At 65.1% G+C, this 18,383-nt stretch carries 20 protein-coding genes; 8 read left to right on the forward strand and 12 right to left on the reverse strand.

The window, feature by feature from the left end; all coding sequences use genetic code 11:
• Positions 1 to 4: 4 nt before the first annotated feature.
• A complete protein-coding gene (locus tag ACQY76_RS12725) occupies positions 5 to 640 on the reverse strand; it encodes a sulfotransferase family 2 domain-containing protein (protein WP_428029105.1) in 636 nt (211 codons plus the stop codon).
• 218 nt (positions 641 to 858) lie between these two features.
• Between ACQY76_RS12725 and ACQY76_RS12730 the strand changes: the two genes are divergently transcribed.
• Entirely contained in the window at positions 859 to 2,481 is a 1,623-nt protein-coding gene (locus tag ACQY76_RS12730; RefSeq protein WP_428029106.1) for an ABC-F family ATP-binding cassette domain-containing protein, read from the forward strand.
• Positions 2,482 to 2,502: 21 nt separating this feature from the next.
• Here ACQY76_RS12730 and ACQY76_RS12735 read toward each other — a convergent pair whose 3' ends face one another.
• From ACQY76_RS12735 to ACQY76_RS12770, 8 genes are all read right to left on the reverse strand, one after another.
• Positions 2,503 to 2,997 (reverse strand): N-acetyltransferase family protein, encoded by a 495-nt coding sequence (locus ACQY76_RS12735; RefSeq protein ID WP_428029107.1) that lies wholly within the window; start codon positions 2,995 to 2,997, stop codon positions 2,503 to 2,505.
• On the reverse strand, positions 2,994 to 4,043 hold the full coding sequence (locus ACQY76_RS12740; protein ID WP_428029108.1) for a histone deacetylase family protein: 1,050 nt from the start codon (positions 4,041 to 4,043) through the stop codon (positions 2,994 to 2,996). Before ACQY76_RS12740 ends, ACQY76_RS12735 begins: the two co-directional genes overlap by 4 nt.
• Entirely contained in the window at positions 4,040 to 4,984 is a 945-nt protein-coding gene (locus ACQY76_RS12745) for a 3-keto-5-aminohexanoate cleavage protein (RefSeq protein WP_428029109.1), read from the reverse strand. The genes ACQY76_RS12740 and ACQY76_RS12745 overlap by 4 nt, the downstream gene beginning before the upstream one ends.
• On the reverse strand, positions 4,981 to 6,339 hold the full coding sequence (locus ACQY76_RS12750) for an aspartate aminotransferase family protein (RefSeq protein ID WP_428029110.1): 1,359 nt from the start codon (positions 6,337 to 6,339) through the stop codon (positions 4,981 to 4,983). The genes ACQY76_RS12745 and ACQY76_RS12750 overlap by 4 nt, the downstream gene beginning before the upstream one ends.
• A gap of 111 nt (positions 6,340 to 6,450) precedes the next feature.
• The gene (locus tag ACQY76_RS12755; RefSeq protein WP_428029111.1) at positions 6,451 to 6,963 is read right to left on the reverse strand and encodes a c-type cytochrome, methanol metabolism-related; all 513 of its coding nucleotides are present in this window, start codon (positions 6,961 to 6,963) and stop codon (positions 6,451 to 6,453) included.
• A gap of 285 nt (positions 6,964 to 7,248) precedes the next feature.
• Positions 7,249 to 7,701 (reverse strand): hypothetical protein, encoded by a 453-nt coding sequence (locus ACQY76_RS12760; RefSeq protein ID WP_428029112.1) that lies wholly within the window; start codon positions 7,699 to 7,701, stop codon positions 7,249 to 7,251.
• 258 nt (positions 7,702 to 7,959) lie between these two features.
• Positions 7,960 to 8,391 (reverse strand): hypothetical protein, encoded by a 432-nt coding sequence (locus tag ACQY76_RS12765; RefSeq protein WP_428029113.1) that lies wholly within the window; start codon positions 8,389 to 8,391, stop codon positions 7,960 to 7,962.
• Positions 8,392 to 8,560: 169 nt separating this feature from the next.
• Positions 8,561 to 9,103: a hypothetical protein gene (locus tag ACQY76_RS12770; protein WP_428029114.1), complete on the reverse strand. Its 543-nt coding sequence runs from the start codon at positions 9,101 to 9,103 to the stop codon at positions 8,561 to 8,563.
• Between the two features lie 563 nt (positions 9,104 to 9,666).
• On the opposite strand from ACQY76_RS12770, the gene ACQY76_RS12775 reads away from it, so the two are divergent.
• Positions 9,667 to 9,879, forward strand: coding sequence for a hypothetical protein (locus ACQY76_RS12775; protein WP_428029115.1), 213 nt, complete (start codon positions 9,667 to 9,669; stop codon positions 9,877 to 9,879).
• 35 nt (positions 9,880 to 9,914) lie between these two features.
• Here the strand turns inward: ACQY76_RS12775 and ACQY76_RS12780 are convergent, their stop codons facing one another.
• The gene (locus ACQY76_RS12780) at positions 9,915 to 10,670 is read right to left on the reverse strand and encodes an alpha/beta fold hydrolase (protein ID WP_428029116.1); all 756 of its coding nucleotides are present in this window, start codon (positions 10,668 to 10,670) and stop codon (positions 9,915 to 9,917) included.
• A gap of 313 nt (positions 10,671 to 10,983) precedes the next feature.
• On the opposite strand from ACQY76_RS12780, the gene ACQY76_RS12785 reads away from it, so the two are divergent.
• Genes ACQY76_RS12785 through ACQY76_RS12795 form a run of 3 tightly spaced genes read left to right on the forward strand, consistent with a single transcriptional unit; the run spans position 10,984 to position 14,086 of the window.
• On the forward strand, positions 10,984 to 11,964 hold the full coding sequence (locus tag ACQY76_RS12785; protein WP_428029117.1) for an HlyD family secretion protein: 981 nt from the start codon (positions 10,984 to 10,986) through the stop codon (positions 11,962 to 11,964).
• Complete coding sequence (locus tag ACQY76_RS12790) at positions 11,961 to 12,935, forward strand: ABC transporter ATP-binding protein (protein WP_428029118.1); 975 nt, start codon at positions 11,961 to 11,963, stop codon at positions 12,933 to 12,935. The genes ACQY76_RS12785 and ACQY76_RS12790 overlap by 4 nt, the downstream gene beginning before the upstream one ends.
• Positions 12,932 to 14,086, forward strand: a complete 1,155-nt coding sequence (locus tag ACQY76_RS12795; protein WP_428029119.1) for an ABC transporter permease — start codon at positions 12,932 to 12,934, stop codon at positions 14,084 to 14,086. The genes ACQY76_RS12790 and ACQY76_RS12795 overlap by 4 nt, the downstream gene beginning before the upstream one ends.
• Positions 14,087 to 14,119: 33 nt before the next feature.
• Here the strand turns inward: ACQY76_RS12795 and ACQY76_RS12800 are convergent, their stop codons facing one another.
• Together ACQY76_RS12800 and ACQY76_RS12805 are read right to left on the reverse strand one after the other, a co-directional pair.
• Positions 14,120 to 14,548 carry a lasso peptide biosynthesis B2 protein gene (locus ACQY76_RS12800; RefSeq protein ID WP_428029120.1) on the reverse strand — a complete coding sequence of 143 codons (429 nt, stop codon included), beginning with the start codon at positions 14,546 to 14,548 and terminating at the stop codon, positions 14,120 to 14,122.
• Between the two features lie 310 nt (positions 14,549 to 14,858).
• Positions 14,859 to 15,548, reverse strand: a complete 690-nt coding sequence (locus ACQY76_RS12805) for a FadR/GntR family transcriptional regulator (RefSeq protein WP_428029121.1) — start codon at positions 15,546 to 15,548, stop codon at positions 14,859 to 14,861.
• 181 nt (positions 15,549 to 15,729) lie between these two features.
• Here ACQY76_RS12805 and ACQY76_RS12810 point away from each other — a divergent pair, with 181 nt between their 5' ends.
• The 3 genes from ACQY76_RS12810 to ACQY76_RS12820 are packed head-to-tail and all read left to right on the forward strand — an operon-like array spanning position 15,730 to position 18,382.
• Entirely contained in the window at positions 15,730 to 16,731 is a 1,002-nt protein-coding gene (locus ACQY76_RS12810) for an ABC transporter substrate-binding protein (RefSeq protein ID WP_428029122.1), read from the forward strand.
• Positions 16,732 to 16,742: 11 nt separating this feature from the next.
• Positions 16,743 to 17,573 (forward strand): ABC transporter permease, encoded by an 831-nt coding sequence (locus ACQY76_RS12815; protein WP_428029123.1) that lies wholly within the window; start codon positions 16,743 to 16,745, stop codon positions 17,571 to 17,573.
• A 2-nt stretch (positions 17,574 to 17,575) separates the two neighbouring features.
• A complete protein-coding gene (locus ACQY76_RS12820) occupies positions 17,576 to 18,382 on the forward strand; it encodes an ABC transporter ATP-binding protein (protein WP_428029124.1) in 807 nt (268 codons plus the stop codon).
• The last annotated feature ends 1 nt before the right edge of the window (position 18,383 follow it).

Genomic DNA, 18,383 nt, shown 5'->3' on the forward strand with positions numbered 1-18,383 from the left:
ACCATCACACGACGGCCGGAGAAACCCGGCCGTCGTCGAACTCGAAGCCGAAAAAGGCAATGTCGCGCGCATATTCGCGCGCAACCAGCTCACGGGTCTCCGGCGTGTAGTAGGTACGATAATTGGCGTGCCGCGACACGTTAACGGTCGGCAGCGCGCCGGTGATGCCGGTTCGGTTCTTCACCTCCTCGAAATCGTCTCTCAGCCGCTCGAAACGGCAGACCAGATCCACCATGAGCTTGCCGTCCTCGCCGACGAGATAATCGATCTGGTTGCGGAAGATCGACTTCGACCCGTCACGGTCGGATATCTCGCCGCTGCAATTGACCAAAAACTCGTCGAACGTCCGTGCCCGATCAAGGACATGGGCATGGAAGCTGCCCTGCGGCACGCCGCTCTGCCATGCCGGACGCCGCGCGTCGATCATCGCCCACCATGAGATGAGACGATCCCAAGGGTTTCGCACGACGGCGAACTTGAAATAGCTGTCCCAATACGCGCAACCATAGCGCTCGCGAAGCTCGCGCGCCGAAAAATGCTTCTCCGGCAGCGTTCGGCTCTCGCCAAACAGCGACGTTATCGAGGTTCCGCCGGTCTTCTGGATGTGAACAAGTATTGCCTTGTGTTGATGGGAGATCAAAATGCAACCCCTCTGGCGGTATTATTGTAAATTCCGCTTTAGAATATGAGCTATCGTAAGGGATAAGGAGTGCGCGGAGTCAATTGGAAGGTCTACGGCGCGATTATAGTGATGATGCATGGCGGCCGCCGCCAGCGGCCTGCGGCTGCGCGGACCCTTCCGCTGGCGCCGGGAATGGCTTAAGTGCGCGGGAGATTTTCTCGGGAACCTTCGCGCGCATGATCCGCCTTGACTCCATCGGCAAGCAGAACGGCAAGCAACTCGTCTTCATCGAAGCCTCGGCGACGCTGCTGAAGGGCGAGAAGGTGGGGCTCGTCGGCCCCAATGGCGCCGGCAAGACCACGCTGTTCCGGCTGATGACCGGCGAGGAGGCGCCCGACGAGGGGCAGGTGTCGGTCGATCGCGGCCTCACCATCGGCTATTTCAGCCAGGATGTCGGCGACATGGCCGGCAAGTCGGTGCTGGCGGAAGTGATGGACGGGGCTGGGCCGATCAGCTCAATCTCCGCCGAGCTGCGCGCGCTCGAAGCCGCCATGGTCGATCCGGACCGCGCCGACGAGATGGACGCGGTGATCGAGCGTTATGGCGAGGTGCAGGCGCGCTTCGAGGAACTCGACGGCTATTCGCTGGAGGGACGCGCCAGCGAGGTTCTCGCCGGGCTCGGCTTCACCCAGGAGATGATGGAGGGCGATGTCGGCCGGCTCTCGGGCGGCTGGAAGATGCGCGTCGCGCTGGGCCGCATCCTGCTTATGCGCCCCGACGTGATGCTACTGGACGAGCCCTCCAACCATCTCGACATTGAAAGCCTGATCTGGCTGGAGGCGTTCCTGAAGAATTTCGACGGCGCGCTGATGATGACCTCGCATGACCGGTCCTTCATGAACCGCATCGTCAACAAGATCGTCGAGATCGACGCCGGCTCGCTCACCTCCTTCTCCGGCGATTACGAGTTCTATGCGCAGCAGCGGGCGCTGTCGGAGAAGCAGCAGCAAGCGCAGTTCGAGCGCCAGCAGGCGATGCTCGCCAAGGAGATCGCCTTCATCGAGCGTTTCAAGGCGCGCGCCTCGCACGCCGCGCAGGTGCAGAGCCGGGTGAAGAAGCTCGACAAGATCGAGCGTGTCGAGCCGCCCCGCCGTCGCCAGACGGTGGCGTTCGACTTCCAGCCGCCGCCGCGCTCGGGCGAGGACGTGGTCAGCCTGAAGAACGTGCACAAGGGCTATGGCGCCCGCCGCATCTACGACGGGCTGGATTTCCATGTCCGTCGGCGCGAGCGCTGGTGCGTGATGGGCGTCAACGGCGCCGGCAAGTCGACGCTGCTCAAGCTGGTGGCGGGGGAGACCGTGCCGGATGATGGCTCGGTGGCGGTCGGGGGCAGTGTGAAGATGGCCTATTTCGCCCAGCACGCCATGGAAGTGCTGGAAGGCGAGCGCACCGTTTTCGAGACGCTGGAAGACGCCTTCCCGCAGGCGGGGCAGGGCTCCCTGCGGTCGCTGCTCGGCTGCTTCGGCTTTTCGGGCGACGATGTGGAGAAGAAGTGCCGGGTGCTTTCCGGCGGGGAGAAGGCGCGGCTGGCCATGGCGCGCATGCTTTATGATCCGCCGAACTTCCTCGTGCTCGACGAGCCGACCAACCATCTCGACATCGCCACCAAGGAAATGCTCATCGCCGCGCTGGCCGATTATGAGGGCACGATGCTGTTCGTCAGCCATGACCGGCATTTTCTTGCCGCGCTGTCGAATCGGGTGCTGGAACTGACGCCGGACGGCATCCACCAATATGGCGGCGGCTATGTCGAATATGTCGCGCGCACGGGGCAGGAAGCGCCCGGCCTGCGCACCTGACAGGGCTGGGCTGCGCAGGGGTCAGGCGTCGCCGATCATCGCGCGGAGCCGGTCTCCCTCGATCAGCAGCGTGTCGTCATGGGCCTCCGGCGTGAAGCCGAGGCGGTCATAGAAGGCGTGCGCACCGGCATTGGCCTTGTCGACCTGCAGCTTGAGGAAGCAGCAGCCGCGCGGCGCCTCGCGGGCGAAGACGGCGGCGAGCAAGGCCCGCCCCAGGCCGGAGCCGCGCTCGGCCGGCGCGACATAGAGGTCCTCGACAAACACCCCTGGCCGGCCGCGCCAGCCGGAAAACGCATAGGTGTAGAGGCAAAGGCCGACGGGGCTGTCCGCGCGCATGGCGATCAGCGCCTCGAACAGGCCGAGGCCGGTCGGGCCATAGCGCGCGAGGCTTTCCACATCCGCCCCCGGCTTGAATCCCGGCCGCACATGCTCGGCCAGAAGGGCGATCATGTCGGCAACGGCGGCGAGGTCGTCCCGCTCTATCGGCCTCACGGCAAGCGCGGCGACGGTCGTCATGCGCCCGCGCTCCGGGGCACGCGGTGCGTGGCGCCGAAGCCGTCGAGAAAGGCGGCAAGATTGCCGCCGAGCCCGTCGCAGACATAGCCGCCTTCCTGCACCAGCACCGTCGGCAGGCCCAGTTCCGCGATCTTCGCGCCGATGCGGCGGAAGCCGGGTGTCGAGACGCTGAGGCCGGCGAAAGGGTCGCCCTCATAGGCGTCGAGACCCAGCGCGATCACCAGCGCCCCGGGGCAGAAGGCGGCGATGCGGGTGAGTGCCCGGTCGAGCGCGGCGAGGAAGCCGTCATCGCCGGTCTTGCGGGCGAGCGGCAGGTTGAAATTATAGCCGAGGCCCGCAGCCTCGCCGCGCTCATCCGCATGGCCCCAGAAGAACGGGTAGAACCGTGTGGGATCAGCATGAAGCGAGACGGTCAGCACATCCGCGCGGTCGTAGAAGATGCCTTGCGTCCCATTGCCATGATGGACATCGATGTCGAGGATCGCCACGCGCGCCGTGATACCCCGCAGCGCCTGGGCGGCGATAGCGGAATTGTTGAGGTAGCAGAAGCCGCCCGCCAGATCCTTGAAGGCATGGTGGCCGGGTGGCCGGCACAGCGCATAGGCGGCGTCCTCGCCGCCGGCCACCCGATGCGCGGCGTGGGCGGCGGCATGGGCGCTGCGCAGGGCGGCTGTAAAGGTCTCAGCCCCTATGGGGCAGGAGGTGTCCGCCATGTGGTAGCCCGCCTGCCCGACGGCGGAGAGGGGGTAGGCACCGTCGCGCCGGTCCGGATGGATGTTGGGGATCACCTCGTCCGACGCCCCTTCGATCCGCTGCCAGCGGGTGAAGATGCGGGCGAGGAAATCGAGATATTCCGGCGTGTGGACCGAGGCGGCAGGCGCCAGGCCGAGATCGGGCGGCAGTTCCTGCGTAAGCCCGGCGGCGAGGGCCGCGGACAGCAATATGTCGGCACGGGCCGGGGTCTCGGGGTTCGGCGCACGGGCGCCGCTGGTAAGGAAGAAGCCGGGATAGTGCCGCTTCTGCGCGGGGTCATAGACGACTTTCATGGCTGGTCGTCCCCGGCATTGCCCCCGGCCGCACCCTTCAGCCCGAGCTGCGCGCGCACCTCGTCGGGCGTGGCCAGGCGGTGGCCCAGCTCTTCGATGATCCGCCTTATTTTGCGCACCTGGACGGCATTGCTGGTGGCGAGTTCGCCCCGCGCGATGGAGAGGTTGTCCTCCAGCCCGACGCGGACATTGCCGCCGAGGATGACGCCCATGGTGCCGAGCGGCATTTGCTGACGCCCGGCGGCGAGCACGGAGAACTGGTAATCGGCGCCGAGCAGCCGGTCGGCCGTCGCCTTCATATGCATGAGCTGCTCCGGCGCGGCGTCGATGCCGCCGAGAACGCCGAGCACGAACTGGATGAAGACCGGCGGCTTCAGCAGCCCCTGCTTGAGATAGAAGGCAACGGTCTGAAGGTGCCCGACATCGTAGCATTCCAGCTCGAACCGCGCGCCACGCGCGACGCCGAGGTCGCCGAGGATCGCCTCGATGTCGTCGAAGCTGTTGCGGAAGATCACCGAGCGGGTGGCCTTGAGGAAGTCATGCTCCCAATCGTGCTTCCAGGCATAGCGGTCGGCGAGCGGGAACAGGCCGAAATTCATCGAGCCCATATTGAGCGAGCACATTTCCGGCTCGATAAGGCGGGCGGCGGCCAGCCGCTGGTCGAGCGTCATGCGCGAGGAGCCGCCGGTCGACAGGTTGAGCACCGCATCGCTGCGGGCCCGGATGCGCTCCACAATGGCGCGGAACAGCGCCGGGTCGGCCGAGGGCGCGCCGCTGGCGGGATCGCGGGCATGCAGATGCAGGATCGCCGCGCCCGCTTCCGCTGCCTCGATCGCCTGGTCAGCGATCTCTTGCGGCGTGACGGGCAGATAGGGGCTCATGCTCGGCGTATGGATCGAGCCGGTGACGGCGCAGGTGACAATGACGGGCCGGCTCATCATGCACCTTCCATCGGCAGTTTCGCCTCGGTGGCGAAGGTTTCCAATGCGCGCGCCAGCTTGTCCATGATCTCGTCGATCTGCGCGTCGCTGACGATAAGCGGCGGGCAGACGAGGAAATGGTCGCCGATCCGCCCGCCGCGCGTGCGGCGGGAATAGATGATCAGTCCGGCATCATAGGCGATGTCGACGAGGCGCAGATGGGCGTTCAGCGCGGCAGGCAGCGGCTCCATGGTCGCGCGGTCCGCGACCAGCTCGAAGGCCAGCAGCAGCCCCTTGCCGCGCACGTCGCCGATGAAGGGGAAGCGGGCCGTCAGCCCTTCCAGCCGCTCCTTCAGCGCAGCGCCCTGCCTCTCGGCCGCCGCGATCAGGTCGAGCCGGTCGATCTCCTCCAGCACGGCGAGACCGGCGGCGCAGGCGAGCGGGTTGCCGGCATAGGTGTGGCCATGGATGAAGCCGCCATGGTCGATCACCGTCTCGGCGATCGCCCTGTCCGCCACCATGGCCCCCAGCGGGGCATAGCCCGCGCCGAAGCCCTTGGAGAGCGCGACAATGTCGGGTCGCAAGCCCCAGTGCTCGCTGGCGAGGTAGCGCCCCGTGCGGCCCGCCCCGCTCATCACCTCGTCGCAGATCAGCAGCAGGCCGAACTCGTCGCAGATGGCGCGCACCGCCGCGTAATAGCCATCCGGCGCCACCAGTGCGCCGGTGGAGGCGCCGCCGACGGGCTCCATGATGAAGGCCAGCACGGTCTCCGGCCCCTGCCGCAATATCTCCTCGCGCAGCATGTTGGCGTAGCGCAGGCCGCGCTCTTCCCACGTCAGGCCGTCGCGGTCGAGATAGCAGGTCGGGGCGGGGATCTTCGGCATTTCGCGCAGCATCGGCGCGAAGGGCGCGCTCATCAGCGACATGCCGGTGAGCGCGAGCGCCCCCAGCGTCGAGCCGTGATAGGAGGGAAAGCGCGAGATCACCTTCCAGCGCTCGGCCTGCTCGCGCGCCACCGCATATTGCCGGGCGAGCTTGATCGCACTCTCCACCGCTTCCGAACCGCCGGAGACGAAGAACACCCGGTCCAGCCCTGTCGGCATGCGCCCGGCGATGCGGGTGGCGAGCTGTTCCGCCGGCTCGTTCTCGAAATGCAGCCGATAGCCGAAGGTGGAAAGCTCCATCTGCCGGCGCATGGCCTCGAGCACGGCGGGATTGGAATGGCCGATATTGGAAACCATCGCCCCGCTGGAGCCGTCGAGATAGCGCTTGCCTTCGCTGTCCCAGAGATACACGCCCTCGCCGCGCGCCAGCGTCGGCCGGCGCAGGCGGGTCTGGTAGAAAAGGTTCGAGGGCGGCGGCGAGGGGACATTCATGCGGGGCTCGGGCGCTCGTGAAATGCGGCGTCCGGCCAGCGTGGCGGCCGGCGCCTTGTTGAGCGAACACATAATCGCGATGAACGCATCGCCGTCATCCATTCATGGGCATCAGCCCATGCAGGCATCCTCGGTAGCGCTGTAGCCGGAAGGCTTCGGCGCGTTCTTCGCCGGCTGCCCCCGGCCCAGCGCGCCGTCGGATCGCGCCCTGAGATAGATGAAGATGGCGTCGATGTAGCACATCACGTTCGGGTTCACCCCGAAGGCGGGCATGACCAGATCCTGGCTGGCGCTGACGTTCTTCTTGCCGTTGGTGACGGTGTCGATGAAGGCGCTGTAGTCGAGGTTCTTCAGGGCATCCACCAGCGAGGGCGCGAAGGTGGAGCCGAGCCCGTCGGGGCCATGGCACTGCATGCAGTTGGCGGTGTAGCGGATGTAGCCGACCGATGTGTACCAGTCGACCGTGCCGTCCTTCTCGATGTTGAAGGTCGGGTTTCCCTGCTTGTCGCTGTATTCGCCATTGGCGGAACTAACGGCAGCCGGGTCGCCGGATGGATCGGCCAAGGCCGCGGGAGTGAGTAGAAGCAGGCTTGCGACAATGGTCGCGCCAAGGCGTGCGGGCATGCGAACCTCCCGCTCCGCCGTCTTGTTGTGCAATGGCGTGCGGTCGGAGCAATCAATGCTCCGCCTCTTCGCACCAACGGTCAAGGCGACGGCCGGGCCGTCGCGCGGAAGGTGGCAGACGTCTGGTGCGCGAAGGTTTCTTCCAGAAAAGAAGGGCGGCCGCGCCGCACGTCGACCCGGGCGGTGGACACCAAGGCACCCATGCCGCCAGCGACCTAACGCTCTTCAGAGCGAAGGGCGGAACATGCCGCCCCTCGCTATGCCCTATCTGCCGGAGCGTCGAAATCAGGGACTGACGGGGAAGAACACGGTGGTGCCGCTCTTGCCGTCAGCGGTCGAAATCAGCGCCGCAGCGCCGGCGCCCGCCGCGAGGGTGCCGGCAATCGCGAGTGTGGGGTCGGTGGTCGGCACGATCGCAGCCGTCGTGTCCTTGGCGCACACCGTCTTGGTTGACGAGCTGGCGACCGTTAGCGGCGCGGTACCGCCGGTGTAATAGGAAAACACCGCCGTGCCCTCACCAATCACCGAAATCTTGTCGCCGGCTTTGAGTGCGTCACCGGTCTTTGCCACGACGAAGCCATTGCCACGGTCGATCATCACCGTGCCGGTAATCGCACCGAGCTTACCCACAGAATGGCTCTTCGGCGCATTGCAGGAACTTTGCGTGGCAGCCGACGCGCCACCCATCGCGGCGAGCGAAAGGACGCCGGCCGCCAGCATCGAAGAAACAAGTCGCATCTTGGCCCCTAACCCTCGGCAGAAACACGCGTCCGTAAATTGCTACCAGCGACCCCTAGCACAATTTTCTTCGTAGAAAGCTAACGGCACGAGGCGCGGCACGCAAGCCGGAGCTGCCCCGTTTGACCATCGGCATAGGGCGTCAGCCCAAAAAACAAAGCCCACCCATCAGCATGGGCGGGCTTTCATTGAAACGCAGCGGATGGCAGCACGTTGCGCCGACCCTTCAACAGGGTGCGCGACGGCGAATCGTCGGGGTCAGGGGCTCACCGGGAAGAAGATGGTGGTGCCGCTTTTGCCGTCAGACGCCGAGATGATGGCGGCGACCGCGCCGGTGCCGGCCAGCATGCCGAGAACGCCGAGAGTGGGGTCGAGCGGAGCTTGGGTTTGGATGAGGCCGCAGCCCGGCACGCGGATCGTCTCCGTGGTCGAGGCGGGTACCATCAGCGTGCGCTCATTGCCGAAATCCACCACCGCACTGCCGGGCCCGCGCACCGCGATCTTGTCGCCAACCCTGAGCGAGGCGCCGACCACGCCCGGCGTGAAGCCCTTGCCCTTGTCGACCATGACAGAGCCCACGGCCTGCGTCAGCGTGCCTGCCGTCTGGCAACCATCGTCGGCATAGGCGCTGCCAAGGGCGCCAATCGAAAGAGTCCCAGCCAGGACCGCCGAAAAGACCAGCTTTTTCATCGCCCAGTGACCTCCTGAAATCAATCGTTCCGCAGGAAGACCCTATCATGCCGCAACGCAAAGCGGACCGTAATTCAGTACCGTGGGAAATGAAACGTAATGTTTGTGGTTTTTCAATACTTGCAAACCTTCCGGACGCACCACGCGGCGGGGTGGCGCGTGCAAAGAGTTAAGCCTCCGGCCGGCGTTCAGGCGACAGGTCTTTTGCCGCTTTCGCCGGCTCTTGCATCGGCGAACGCTCGCCGGCCAGAATGCGAATGTCGTTCTGTTCGCAATAGTCGGCCACCCGAGGTTCCGCCAGCCCGAGCGGCGTGACGCGATAGCCCTTGGCTTCGAGCAGCGCCGTGCAGAGGGGGGATGTCGAGCCGTACATGCCGTGCGTCTCGACGAGGATGACGCGCGGCGTGATCGTCATGTTCTGAAGTATGTCGACCTCGGCGCCTTCGCAGTCGAGTTCCAGGACATCGCAGGCGGGAAGCTCGGAAGCCGCGATGCGTTTTACGTCGGCGCTGGAATCATAGACGCTAATGGCGGGCCCCACGATGGCATGATGAACGTCGATGAGGTGGGAAAGTCGGTTCAGCGCTATCGTTCTCAGAGCCATATCGACCTGCGCGGCGCCGCCTTCGAACGCCGTTACCCGGCCGTGTTCACCCGCCGCGCGGGCCGCCGCAACGCATGTGACCCCCTTGCCTCCGCCAACCACGACCACTTTGTCTCCGGCGCGTATATGCGTTCGAAGGCCAGCTATGAGAGTGTGTTCATAGGTTGGAACATCGTCTGTGTCGAAGCTGCCAAGTAGATGCCTTACAAACCGATCGCCTAAATATTGCGTGTGAGGCACGCTGATTCCGCTATAGAGCGCCGTTCGAGTCTGGGGCATGAGCGGTCGAATATATCGCCTGTAAGCGGTGTGCGCGCGCAGGCGTGCGCCCATTATAAATGACGACTTCTTTATCGTTCTGATCAGTATATTTTTGCGCGTCATTTGTTGCTGTCCTGTCCTGAGAGGTGCTGCGGATCAGCGGAGCGTTTGTTGCCGTAAATGTCAGTACGAGGTCGCAAAGAGCGCAAGCCCGGCGCGCGGGGGAGGGCGCCGGCATTGGTGTGGCAGGCGGGCTCGACGTGCCGCTGCTCTTGGCAGAACGGGCGTCAGGTTCCGGCTGCGGTCGTTGCCGGCGTGGCTCAACGGTCGTTGGGGTGCCGGTAGGGCTGGATTCCAACGCGCGCCTTATCCTATAGCGTGCTCCGCACCGCTTGACGACGGAGAGTGTGATGGGTGGCGATGAATTGCGGAAAATCCTGTGCCGCCTGGAGTCCGGCATGGTGCTGACCGTGCCCGACGAGTGGATCGACCGGACCATTGCAGGCTCCAACGTTACCCGCGCCCGCCTAGTCCGTGAAATCGCACGGCAGTTCTTCTGTACGCACCACCAGGACATGGGATCGCAGCGCTTCGAGAAGCAGGAAGTCGCTTTCACCGGCTGAGGGGCGCCCGGCGCGCCGACAGACGTCGCTGCGTGTCAGCAGGCGGGCCGGACGTCCAGGGGAGCATCGGGCAAGGCCGCGGGCTGAACGTGCAGGACGCGCTCCAGAATCATGTTGAAGGCTTCGGACGTCTCGATCATGGGGCAGTGGCCTGCATCCGCAATCGAATGCAGATGCAGGAAAGGGGTGCTTTTTGCCATCTCGCGCCAAGGATCGATCGGCGTCACCCTGTCGTGTTCGCCCCAGATCAGATGAGTGTCGACGGTGACTTGGTCGATGAAGGCGCGCACGTCGATCGTCTGCAACGAGCGCAGGATGGAAAGCCCCATCATGAAGCACTGGCGGTTGGCGATCTGGCGGAACGTGGATTCGACCATGGCAATGTCGAGCTTCGACGGATCGTGGAAAAGCTCGCGAGAGATCCGGTGGGCATAATCCAGCGACAGGATCCGGCTGACCCCGAGGCCCAGCGTTACATTTTCGCCCGCGCCCGGACAGCCGCTGACAAAGGCCTGCTTGATGTTGAAACTCGGATCGCTGGCTAGGGCGAGGGCTATATAGCCTCCCATCGAATTGCCAAAGACGACCGAATCGGCAGTCTCGTGCGGGCGTAATACCTCTTTTACGTAGCTGATCAGGCTTGGAACCGTGCCGTAATTCTTACCAAATTTGACGAAGGGGTCTTCGAATACGATCGTCTCGTACCCCTTCGCCCGCATAATATCAATTTGAGAGGACCATATCCAGGACCCTGCGAACAGTCCCGGCAGAAATATAGCGATTGATGGCATCGTTTAGCCCCCCGGCGATACATCGTGCCTGCCTTTAGGCATTTTGCGGGCCAAACGACACAGGCAAACCTTCATTTTTCGAGTAAAAAACGTGCAGTCAGGCGACTATTTTTGATTGTAATTTGATCACGCAATCATCGATCTCCTTAGGCCTCTGGAAATCTGTAGGAAAATCTGATCGTATGTCATTTCATTCAACCTCGGCACAGCGGCGCGTGACTATGCCGGCAAGCAATACTTGACGGCGCGTGCGGCTGGGGAAGAGTGTCGGCCTGATGGCGAGGAAGCTCTCGCGGGCCCTGCTGCTGGGGGAATGATGACGCCGCGTTTCCGTTTGCCGACCAATGTCGTGCTCATCATCCTCACGCTCGTCCTGTTCTCCCTCGCCGCCGTCTTCGTCGTTTCCGCCCCCGGCGGGTATCAGGGATATGCGGAGGCCGAGTTCATTTTCGTGGGTCCGGACGAAGCCGGGCGCATCGTCGATCTCAACGTCGGCGAGGGCGACCAGGTGACGAAAGGAATGCCGCTTTTTACCATCGACGAGGACCTGCAATTGGCCGACGTGAAATCGGCCGAAGCCAGTCTCGGACAGGCGCTGTCGGCTCTCGCCAACGTCAAGGCCTCGACCCAGCGTCCCGAAGAAATCGCGGTCCTGGAGGCCGGGCAGAGGCGCGCGGCAGCGGCGCTTGAGCTTTCCCGCCTCGAACTGGCTCGCCAGAAGGACCTCCAGTCCAAGCAGGTCGCGTCCCAGGCAGCGCTCGATTCCGCCCAGCTGACCTACACGCAGAACGAGGCCTCGCTGGACGAGGCACGCAAGCAGATCGAGGCTGCCAAGCTCGCCGGCCGGGAAGATGAGATCGCCTCGGCGGAGAAGGCGGTGGACGCGGCGCGGGCCGCGCTCGCCGCCGCGCAGGTGCGGCTGGATCGGCGGCGCATGCTGGCGCCGGTGAGCGGTACGGTCGAGACGCTGTATTTCCGCAACGGTGAGCTCGTGCCGGCCGGCCGGCCGGTGGTCTCTATCCTGCCGCCGGAACTGATCAAGGTGCGTTTCTTCGTGCCGGAGCCGGCGCTTCCGAAGTTCCGGCTGGGCACCGCCCTCGTCGTGAGCTGCGACGGCTGCGAGGAGCCCATCGACGCGTCGGTCAGCTACATCGCCGCCAGCGCCGAGTACACGCCACCCGTCATCTACAGCCTGGAAGAGCGCTCCAAACTGGTTTTCATGCTGGAGGCGAAACCCCGCGACCTCGAAAAGCTGCGGCCCGGCCAGCCGGTCACGGTCGAGATCGCCCCATGAGCCCGCCCGAAGCGGAAGCGGCCCCCGGCGCGGAAGCGCCCGAGCGCCCGCCGGACTATGCCATTGACGTGCAAGGGCTGAGCAAGAGCTTCGGGGCCAACCGGGTCGTCCACGATCTCTCCATGCGGGTGAAGCGCGGGCAGATCTACGGGTTTCTCGGGCCCAACGGATCGGGAAAGACCACCACCATCCGCATGCTGTGCGGTTTGCTGACGCCCGACGAGGGGCAGGGCACGTGCCTTGGCATGGACATCCTGACCCAGGGGCGCGCCATCCGCCGGCATGTCGGCTACATGACGCAGAAGTTCAGCCTCTATGCCGACCTCTCGGTGCGGGAAAACCTCGAATTCATCGCCCGCATCTATGGGGTCGGGGAGCCCGTCGAGGCGGCGCAGCAGGCCATCGTCTCGCTGGGGCTGGAAGGGCGCGAGCGGCAACTGGCCGGGGATCTCTCGGGCGGCTGGAAGCAGCGGCTGGCGTTGGGGGCCTGCATCCTGCCCACGCCGCAGTTGCTGCTTCTCGACGAGCCCACCGCCGGCGTCGACCCCAAGGCGCGGCGTGAGTTTTGGGCCCAGATCCACGACCTGGCGGCAGGGGGCGTGACCGTTCTCGTCTCCACCCATTATATGGATGAGGCCGAGCGCTGTCACGAGATCGCCTATATCGCCTATGGCGAATTGCTGGCACAGGGGACTGTGGAGAGCGTGGTGGCCGGCTCCGCGCTCCATATGTGGCGCGTCACCGGGCCGGATTCGGCGGCACTGGCGCGCGAGCTGATGGAAACGCCGGGCATCGAGCTGGTGGCGCCATTCGGCACCAGCGTGCATGTAGGCGGGCGCGACCGGGCGGCACTGGAGCGCGCGATCGCCGGTTTCTCCGCGCGGGAAGAACTCGTCTGGCGCCCCGACAGCCCGAGCCTGGAAGACGTGTTCATCGACCTTATCAACCGTTCCAAGGATAATTTCCGATGAACGGCATGGTGGCCTCGCTGCGCCGCGTTGGCGCGATGGTACGCAAGGAATTCATCCAGCTGAAGCGGGATCGCGTTTCCTTCGCCTCGATGATCTCGATTCCCCTGCTGCAACTGATCCTCTTCGGCTACGCCATCAACACCACGCCGCGCCATTTGCCGACCGCGGTGCTGGCCTATGACAATTCAGCGCTGACCCGTTCCATCCTCAGCGCGCTTGAGAACACCCGGTATTTTTCGATCACCCACCATCCGGTGAACGAGGCGGAAGCCGAGCACCTGCTGCGCGCGGGCAAGGTTCTGTTCGTGGTGGAAATCCCGGCGGGGTTCGAGCGTGCGGTGAGGCGCGGGGAAAGCCCGGCTCTGCTGGTTTCGGCCGACGCGACGGACCCGGTCGCCTCCACCAGCGCGCTGGCCGCGCTGGGACGGCTGGTGGAGACCTCGGTCCGGCGCGAGCGCTTCAATCTGGAGGATGCGCCGGAGGGCAGCGGGCTGGAGAAGGCGCCGCCGCCCTTCGAGTTTCGCGCCCATCCGCGCTACAACCCGGCCGCCGTCACCCAGCTCAACATCGTGCCCGGCCTGCTCGGCACCATCCTCACCATGACGATGCTCATCTTCACGGCGCTGTCGGTGACGCGGGAAATCGAGCGTGGGACGATGGAGACACTGCTCGCCATGCCCATCCGCCCGGTCGAGATCATGGTGGGAAAGATCGCGCCCTATGTCATGGTCGGCGCGCTGCAGGCGGCGATGATCCTCGGGGCGGCGGTGCTTCTGTTCAACGTTCCCGTGGTCGGCAATCTGGCGCTCCTCACCGTCCTCACCGGCCTGTTCATCCTCACCAACCTGTCGATCGGCTACACGTTTTCGACGCTGGCGCAGAACCAGCTGCAGGCCGTGCAGATGACGTTCATGTATTTCCTGCCGAGCATTCTGTTGTCCGGCTTCATGTTCCCCTTCGCCGGGATGCCGACCTGGGCGCAATGGGTGGCGGAAACGCTGCCGCTGACGCATTATCTGCGGATGGTGCGCGGCATCCTGCTGAAGGGGGCGACGTCAGTCGATCTGGTGCAGAGTATCGCCGCCCTCTGTCTCATCATGCTTGTCGCCATGGTGATTGCCGTGAACCGGTTCCGGCAGACGCTGGACTGATCGCGGCCGGCATGCCGATGGGGTGCGGGCGGATCAGTTCTCGCCGCCGGGACCGTCGGAGGCGCCATGGCTGTGGGCCGGGGCAAAGGTGCAGAGAAGGGTGAACCGCTCCAGCCCCTCGGTGCCGATCACGTCGATGCCGTCCGCCCGCGCCCAGAGATGGGCGATGAGCTTGCCGTTCTCGTCCTTGGCGACGCCGTAATACAGGGTCGTCGGGATACCTCGCCACCGCAGCAGGATGCGGGCGGCCAGTCCTTGCTCCAGGCACAGGGCGCGGAAGGGCATGCGCCGTGCCACCGCCCGTATCGCCCAGCGTACGCGTCGGATCTGGGCCAACGGATCGGCAGGAAATGGGCGTGACGGGCGGGCCGAGGCGATCCACGCCACCTTTCGGAACGGCAGGGCCACGATGGCGAGCCGCGCGCAGGCGAGAATGAACAGCGCCTGTGCGAGCAGCGCCATGTCCCGCCATCCTAGCCCGTGCCAGCACGCAAGACGCGAGAGCCGAGGCTTCGCCGTGGCGCCGGGAGAGCCGGGCACTGGTGGCGCAGTTGCCGGGGGAGCGGGCGCGGGGCGGGTTTCCACCTGATCGGCTCCTGCCTGTTCGGTTCCTCGGGCGCAGTGCGATCATGCTCGACGCATGACGCGCTGCCCGCCCACGATCATCCTGTTTTCTTCACGGCCGGCAACACGCAAATACGCGCGCCGGAGACCGGAAGGTCGGCAGACAAGGGCGGCCCCGTGTCCGTCGCGCCGAGAGAGGCAGGACGGCTCACTGCCGGTCGAGCAGCTTGCGCTCGACCGTCTGCAAATGCGCCCGCATGACGGAGGCGGCGGCGGCGATGTCGCGGTGCTCAATGGCGTCGACGATGGCCTCGTGCTCGGTAAAGCTGTGATGATCCGGCAATGGCCTGAGAGGTTCGCTGCGCAGCCGTCCCCAGGTCACGGCGCGGCGCACCGCGTTCAGCGTGTCGAACAGGCCGAGCAGGAGCGTGTTCTGCGACGCCTCGGCGATGGTGCGGTGGAGGCGCGTGTCCCAGGCCTCATATTGCCGCCACGTCTCGGCCTGGCGGGAGCGGGCGAGGCACATGCGCATTTCGGCGATATCGGCCGGCGTGGCGGTGAAGGCCGCCGCGCGGGCGATCTCCGGCTCCATGACGATGCGGGCGCGCATCACTTCCGCCGGGTTGCTGCGGCGGGCCAGCGCGGCGATGTCGGCGAAGGTGTCCAGCGGGCGGCTGCCCATGAACGTGCCCTTGCCGACATGGCGCCAGAGCTGGCCTTCGGCTTCCAGCACGTCGAGTGCCTTGCGCAGCTCCGTGCGCGACACGCCGAGCGCGGCGGACAGTTCCCGCTCGGCCGGCAGCCGCCCGTCCTCGGGCAGGTCGATCTGCCCGAGATAGCCCCGCAGCTGGGTGACGATGGTCTTCTCGGAATGTGAATCGGTGGGGGGCGTAAGCATGGGGATCGGCTCAACCAAAGTTCCAATTGGTACGATCTATGGAACCTCTAAAACCTGCGGTCAAGCCGATCCGGCCTTGACCGGCCCAGTCAGCCAATATAAACCAAACGGTAATTGGTATCCAACCTCGCGGGTTGGTGAAGCGGCGGATTTAACCGCCCGGTTTTCATGGGAGACTGCAATGCTCAAGGACTTCACGAGAAAAGTGTGCGGATTTTCCGGTGCGGCGCTTGCCGTCGGTTTCGGCCTCGCCCTGGCGGCGATGCCGGCCGAGGCAAAGGTCCGCGTCGCCTATGGCGATATTGCGAGCGTCGAGAATCTGCATCTGCTGGCCGCTTTTGAGCTGGCCAAGCAGCGCGGCGTCGACATCGAGATGACCTATCTGAAGTCCGAGGACATCGCCGCGCAGGCGGTGGTCAGCGGCCAGGCGGATGTCGGCGTCGGCGGCCCCTATGCCCTGATGCAGAAGGTGAAGGTGCCGGTGCGCATCTTCCTGCAGCTTTCCACGCTGCGCTTCTACCCGGCGGTGAATGCCGAGTTCTACAAGACCTGGAAAGACCTCAACGGCCAGGAAATCGCGGTGCATTCGCGCGGTTCCGGCACGGAGGCCATCATGAAGCTGATGGAAGAGAAGCAGGGTATCAAGTTCTCCAAGATCAGCTACATCCCGGGTTCCGAAGTGCGCACGGGCGCCCTGCTGCAGGGCAATGTGAAGGCCACGATCGTGGATTCGGCCGGCCGCCGCCTGCTGCAGGAAAAGGCCCCGGGCAAGTTCATCATCCTGCCGCTGGACGGCATCAACGCGACCGACGAGGCGCTCTTCGCCCGTCAGGACTTCCTGGACAAGAATGCCGGCGAGGTCGACATCATCGTCGAGTCGATCCTCACCACCTGGCGCGAAGTGACCAAGAACCCCGCCATCGTCGCGGAGTGGCGCACCAAGTACAAGCTGCTCCCTGATCTGCCGGCCGACCAGGTTGCCGAAATCACGCCCTATTTCACCGAGCTCGCCCAGGGCAAGGCTTTCCCGCTCAATGGTGGCGGCGAGGCGGCGGCCAAGGACGACTTCGCTTTCTACACGCTCTCCGGCCAGCTCCAGGGCGATCCTGCGAGCCTCAAGGTCGAGGATTTCTGGGCCCTCGAGCCGCTGAACCGCGCGCTCGGCAAGGTCGGCACCAACTAAAGGCCGGTTGAATGAGTTTTCCGGTACAGGCGAACGGCTCCTCGCGAGCCGTTCCCCCCTCCGAGGCTTCCTTCTTCTGGAGGAAGCTCTCGGAGCACCGCACGGCCCTTTGGCGCACCGCGTCCGTTGGCCTCTTCTTCCTCATCTGGGAAATCGCCGGCCGGATTCCGATCAGCTTCGCTTTCCCGACCTTTCTGGAAACGCTGCGCGCCTTCGTGACGATGACGCTCGACGGCTCCTTCGTCGCCGCCTATGCGGAGACGCTGCAGCCTCTGGTGATCGGCATCACCATCTCCGCCATCATCGGCATCGCGCTCGGCATCGTCATGGGCCTGTCGCGGTTCGCGGAATGGCTGGCGGCGCCGGTGTTCATCGTGCTGCAGGCGGCCCCGATGGCCGCGCTGATCCCGCTGATCACCTTCGTCTACGGCATCGGCCTGGTGTCGAAGACGCTCGCGGTGATCATGCTCGCTCTGCCGGTGATCGTCCTCAACGGCTACAAGGCGGTGCGCAACGCCAATCCCTCGCTGGTGGCCATGTGCTACTCGTTCCAGGGCAATTGGTGGCAGCGCATCACCAAGATCATCATCCCGGATGCCAGCCCGGTCATCTTCGCGGGCCTGCGCCTTGGCCTCGCGGCCGGCTTTATCGGCGTGATCCTGGCGGAACTGCTGATCACCCCGACCGGCATCGGCGATCTCATCACCTATCACCGCTCGGTGGCGAACTACGCGGAGATGTACGCCGCCGTCGTCTCCATCATCCTGGTGTCCACCCTCACGCTGGCTGCGCTGGAGGCTTTCGAGCTTCGCGTGCTGCGCCCCGAGAAGAGGAAGTCCTGACCATGCGGAACATCACCGCCCAGGCGGCAACCGCCGCCGCCCGTCCCGCCGGCTCCGATGTCGCGGTGGAAGTGCGCGGCATCTGCAAGATGTACAACGAGGTCGAAGCGCTGCGCAGCATCGATCTCGACTTCCCCGCCGGCAAGCTGACGACGCTGCTCGGCCCCTCGGGCTGCGGCAAGACCACGCTTTTGAAGATCATTGCCGGCCTGATCCCGTCCACCTCGGGCGAGGTGCGGGTCAATGGCAAGGCGGTCACGGGCCCCGGTCCCGAGCGCGCCTTCGTATTCCAGGACTTCGCGCTGATGCCGTGGGCCACGGTGATGCGCAATGTCGGCTTCGGCCTTGAGCTGAAGGGCATGGGCAAGAACGAGCGCCAGGCGATCGCGCAGAAGTATATCGCCGAGGTCGGCCTGGCGGGCTTTGAGAACAAGTACCCGCACGAGCTTTCCGGCGGCATGCGCCAGCGCGTCGGCCTCGCCCGCGCCTTCGCCGTGAACGCCGACGTGCTGCTGCTCGATGAGCCGTTCTCGGCGGTGGACGAGCAGAACCGCCGCAAGTTCCAGGAAGACCTGCTGGAACTGGTCGAGAAGGAAAAGAAGACCTTCATCTTCGTCACCCACTCGATCGAGGAAGCCGTCTACTGCTCGGACCGCATCGTCATCCTGTCGCGCAGGCCCGGCCGCATCGCGCAGATCATCGAGCCGGAGATCGACCGTTCGGCCTCACCGGACGCCATTCGCCGTGACCAGGGTTATCTCGACACCGTCGAGGAGATCTGGCAGGGCCTCAAGCACTACGTCGATTGAG

The sequence above is a fragment of the Ancylobacter sp. genome (assembly GCF_965279025.1).
Classification (GTDB): Bacteria; Pseudomonadota; Alphaproteobacteria; order Rhizobiales; family Xanthobacteraceae; genus Ancylobacter.

Excerpts from the sequence above, each read along its gene's own strand:
- ACQY76_RS12740 (WP_428029108.1), bottom strand. The coding sequence starts at position 4,043 with ATGAAAGTCGTCTATGACCCCGCGCAGAAGCGGCACTATCCCGGCTTC.
- ACQY76_RS12810 (WP_428029122.1), top strand. The coding sequence starts at position 15,730 with ATGCTCAAGGACTTCACGAGAAAAGTGTGCGGATTTTCCGGTGCGGCG.
- ACQY76_RS12805 (WP_428029121.1), bottom strand. The coding sequence starts at position 15,548 with ATGCTTACGCCCCCCACCGATTCACATTCCGAGAAGACCATCGTCACC.
- ACQY76_RS12795 (WP_428029119.1), top strand. The coding sequence starts at position 12,932 with ATGAACGGCATGGTGGCCTCGCTGCGCCGCGTTGGCGCGATGGTACGC.
- ACQY76_RS12815 (WP_428029123.1), top strand. The coding sequence starts at position 16,743 with ATGAGTTTTCCGGTACAGGCGAACGGCTCCTCGCGAGCCGTTCCCCCC.
- ACQY76_RS12780 (WP_428029116.1), bottom strand. The coding sequence starts at position 10,670 with ATGCCATCAATCGCTATATTTCTGCCGGGACTGTTCGCAGGGTCCTGG.
- ACQY76_RS12785 (WP_428029117.1), top strand. The coding sequence starts at position 10,984 with ATGATGACGCCGCGTTTCCGTTTGCCGACCAATGTCGTGCTCATCATC.
- ACQY76_RS12745 (WP_428029109.1), bottom strand. The coding sequence starts at position 4,984 with ATGATGAGCCGGCCCGTCATTGTCACCTGCGCCGTCACCGGCTCGATC.
- ACQY76_RS12750 (WP_428029110.1), bottom strand. The coding sequence starts at position 6,339 with ATGAATGTCCCCTCGCCGCCGCCCTCGAACCTTTTCTACCAGACCCGC.
- ACQY76_RS12735 (WP_428029107.1), bottom strand. The coding sequence starts at position 2,997 with ATGACGACCGTCGCCGCGCTTGCCGTGAGGCCGATAGAGCGGGACGAC.
- ACQY76_RS12820 (WP_428029124.1), top strand. The coding sequence starts at position 17,576 with ATGCGGAACATCACCGCCCAGGCGGCAACCGCCGCCGCCCGTCCCGCC.
- ACQY76_RS12800 (WP_428029120.1), bottom strand. The coding sequence starts at position 14,548 with ATGGCGCTGCTCGCACAGGCGCTGTTCATTCTCGCCTGCGCGCGGCTC.
- ACQY76_RS12760 (WP_428029112.1), bottom strand. The coding sequence starts at position 7,701 with ATGCGACTTGTTTCTTCGATGCTGGCGGCCGGCGTCCTTTCGCTCGCC.
- ACQY76_RS12765 (WP_428029113.1), bottom strand. The coding sequence starts at position 8,391 with ATGAAAAAGCTGGTCTTTTCGGCGGTCCTGGCTGGGACTCTTTCGATT.
- ACQY76_RS12775 (WP_428029115.1), top strand. The coding sequence starts at position 9,667 with ATGGGTGGCGATGAATTGCGGAAAATCCTGTGCCGCCTGGAGTCCGGC.
- ACQY76_RS12790 (WP_428029118.1), top strand. The coding sequence starts at position 11,961 with ATGAGCCCGCCCGAAGCGGAAGCGGCCCCCGGCGCGGAAGCGCCCGAG.
- ACQY76_RS12755 (WP_428029111.1), bottom strand. The coding sequence starts at position 6,963 with ATGCCCGCACGCCTTGGCGCGACCATTGTCGCAAGCCTGCTTCTACTC.
- ACQY76_RS12730 (WP_428029106.1), top strand. The coding sequence starts at position 859 with ATGATCCGCCTTGACTCCATCGGCAAGCAGAACGGCAAGCAACTCGTC.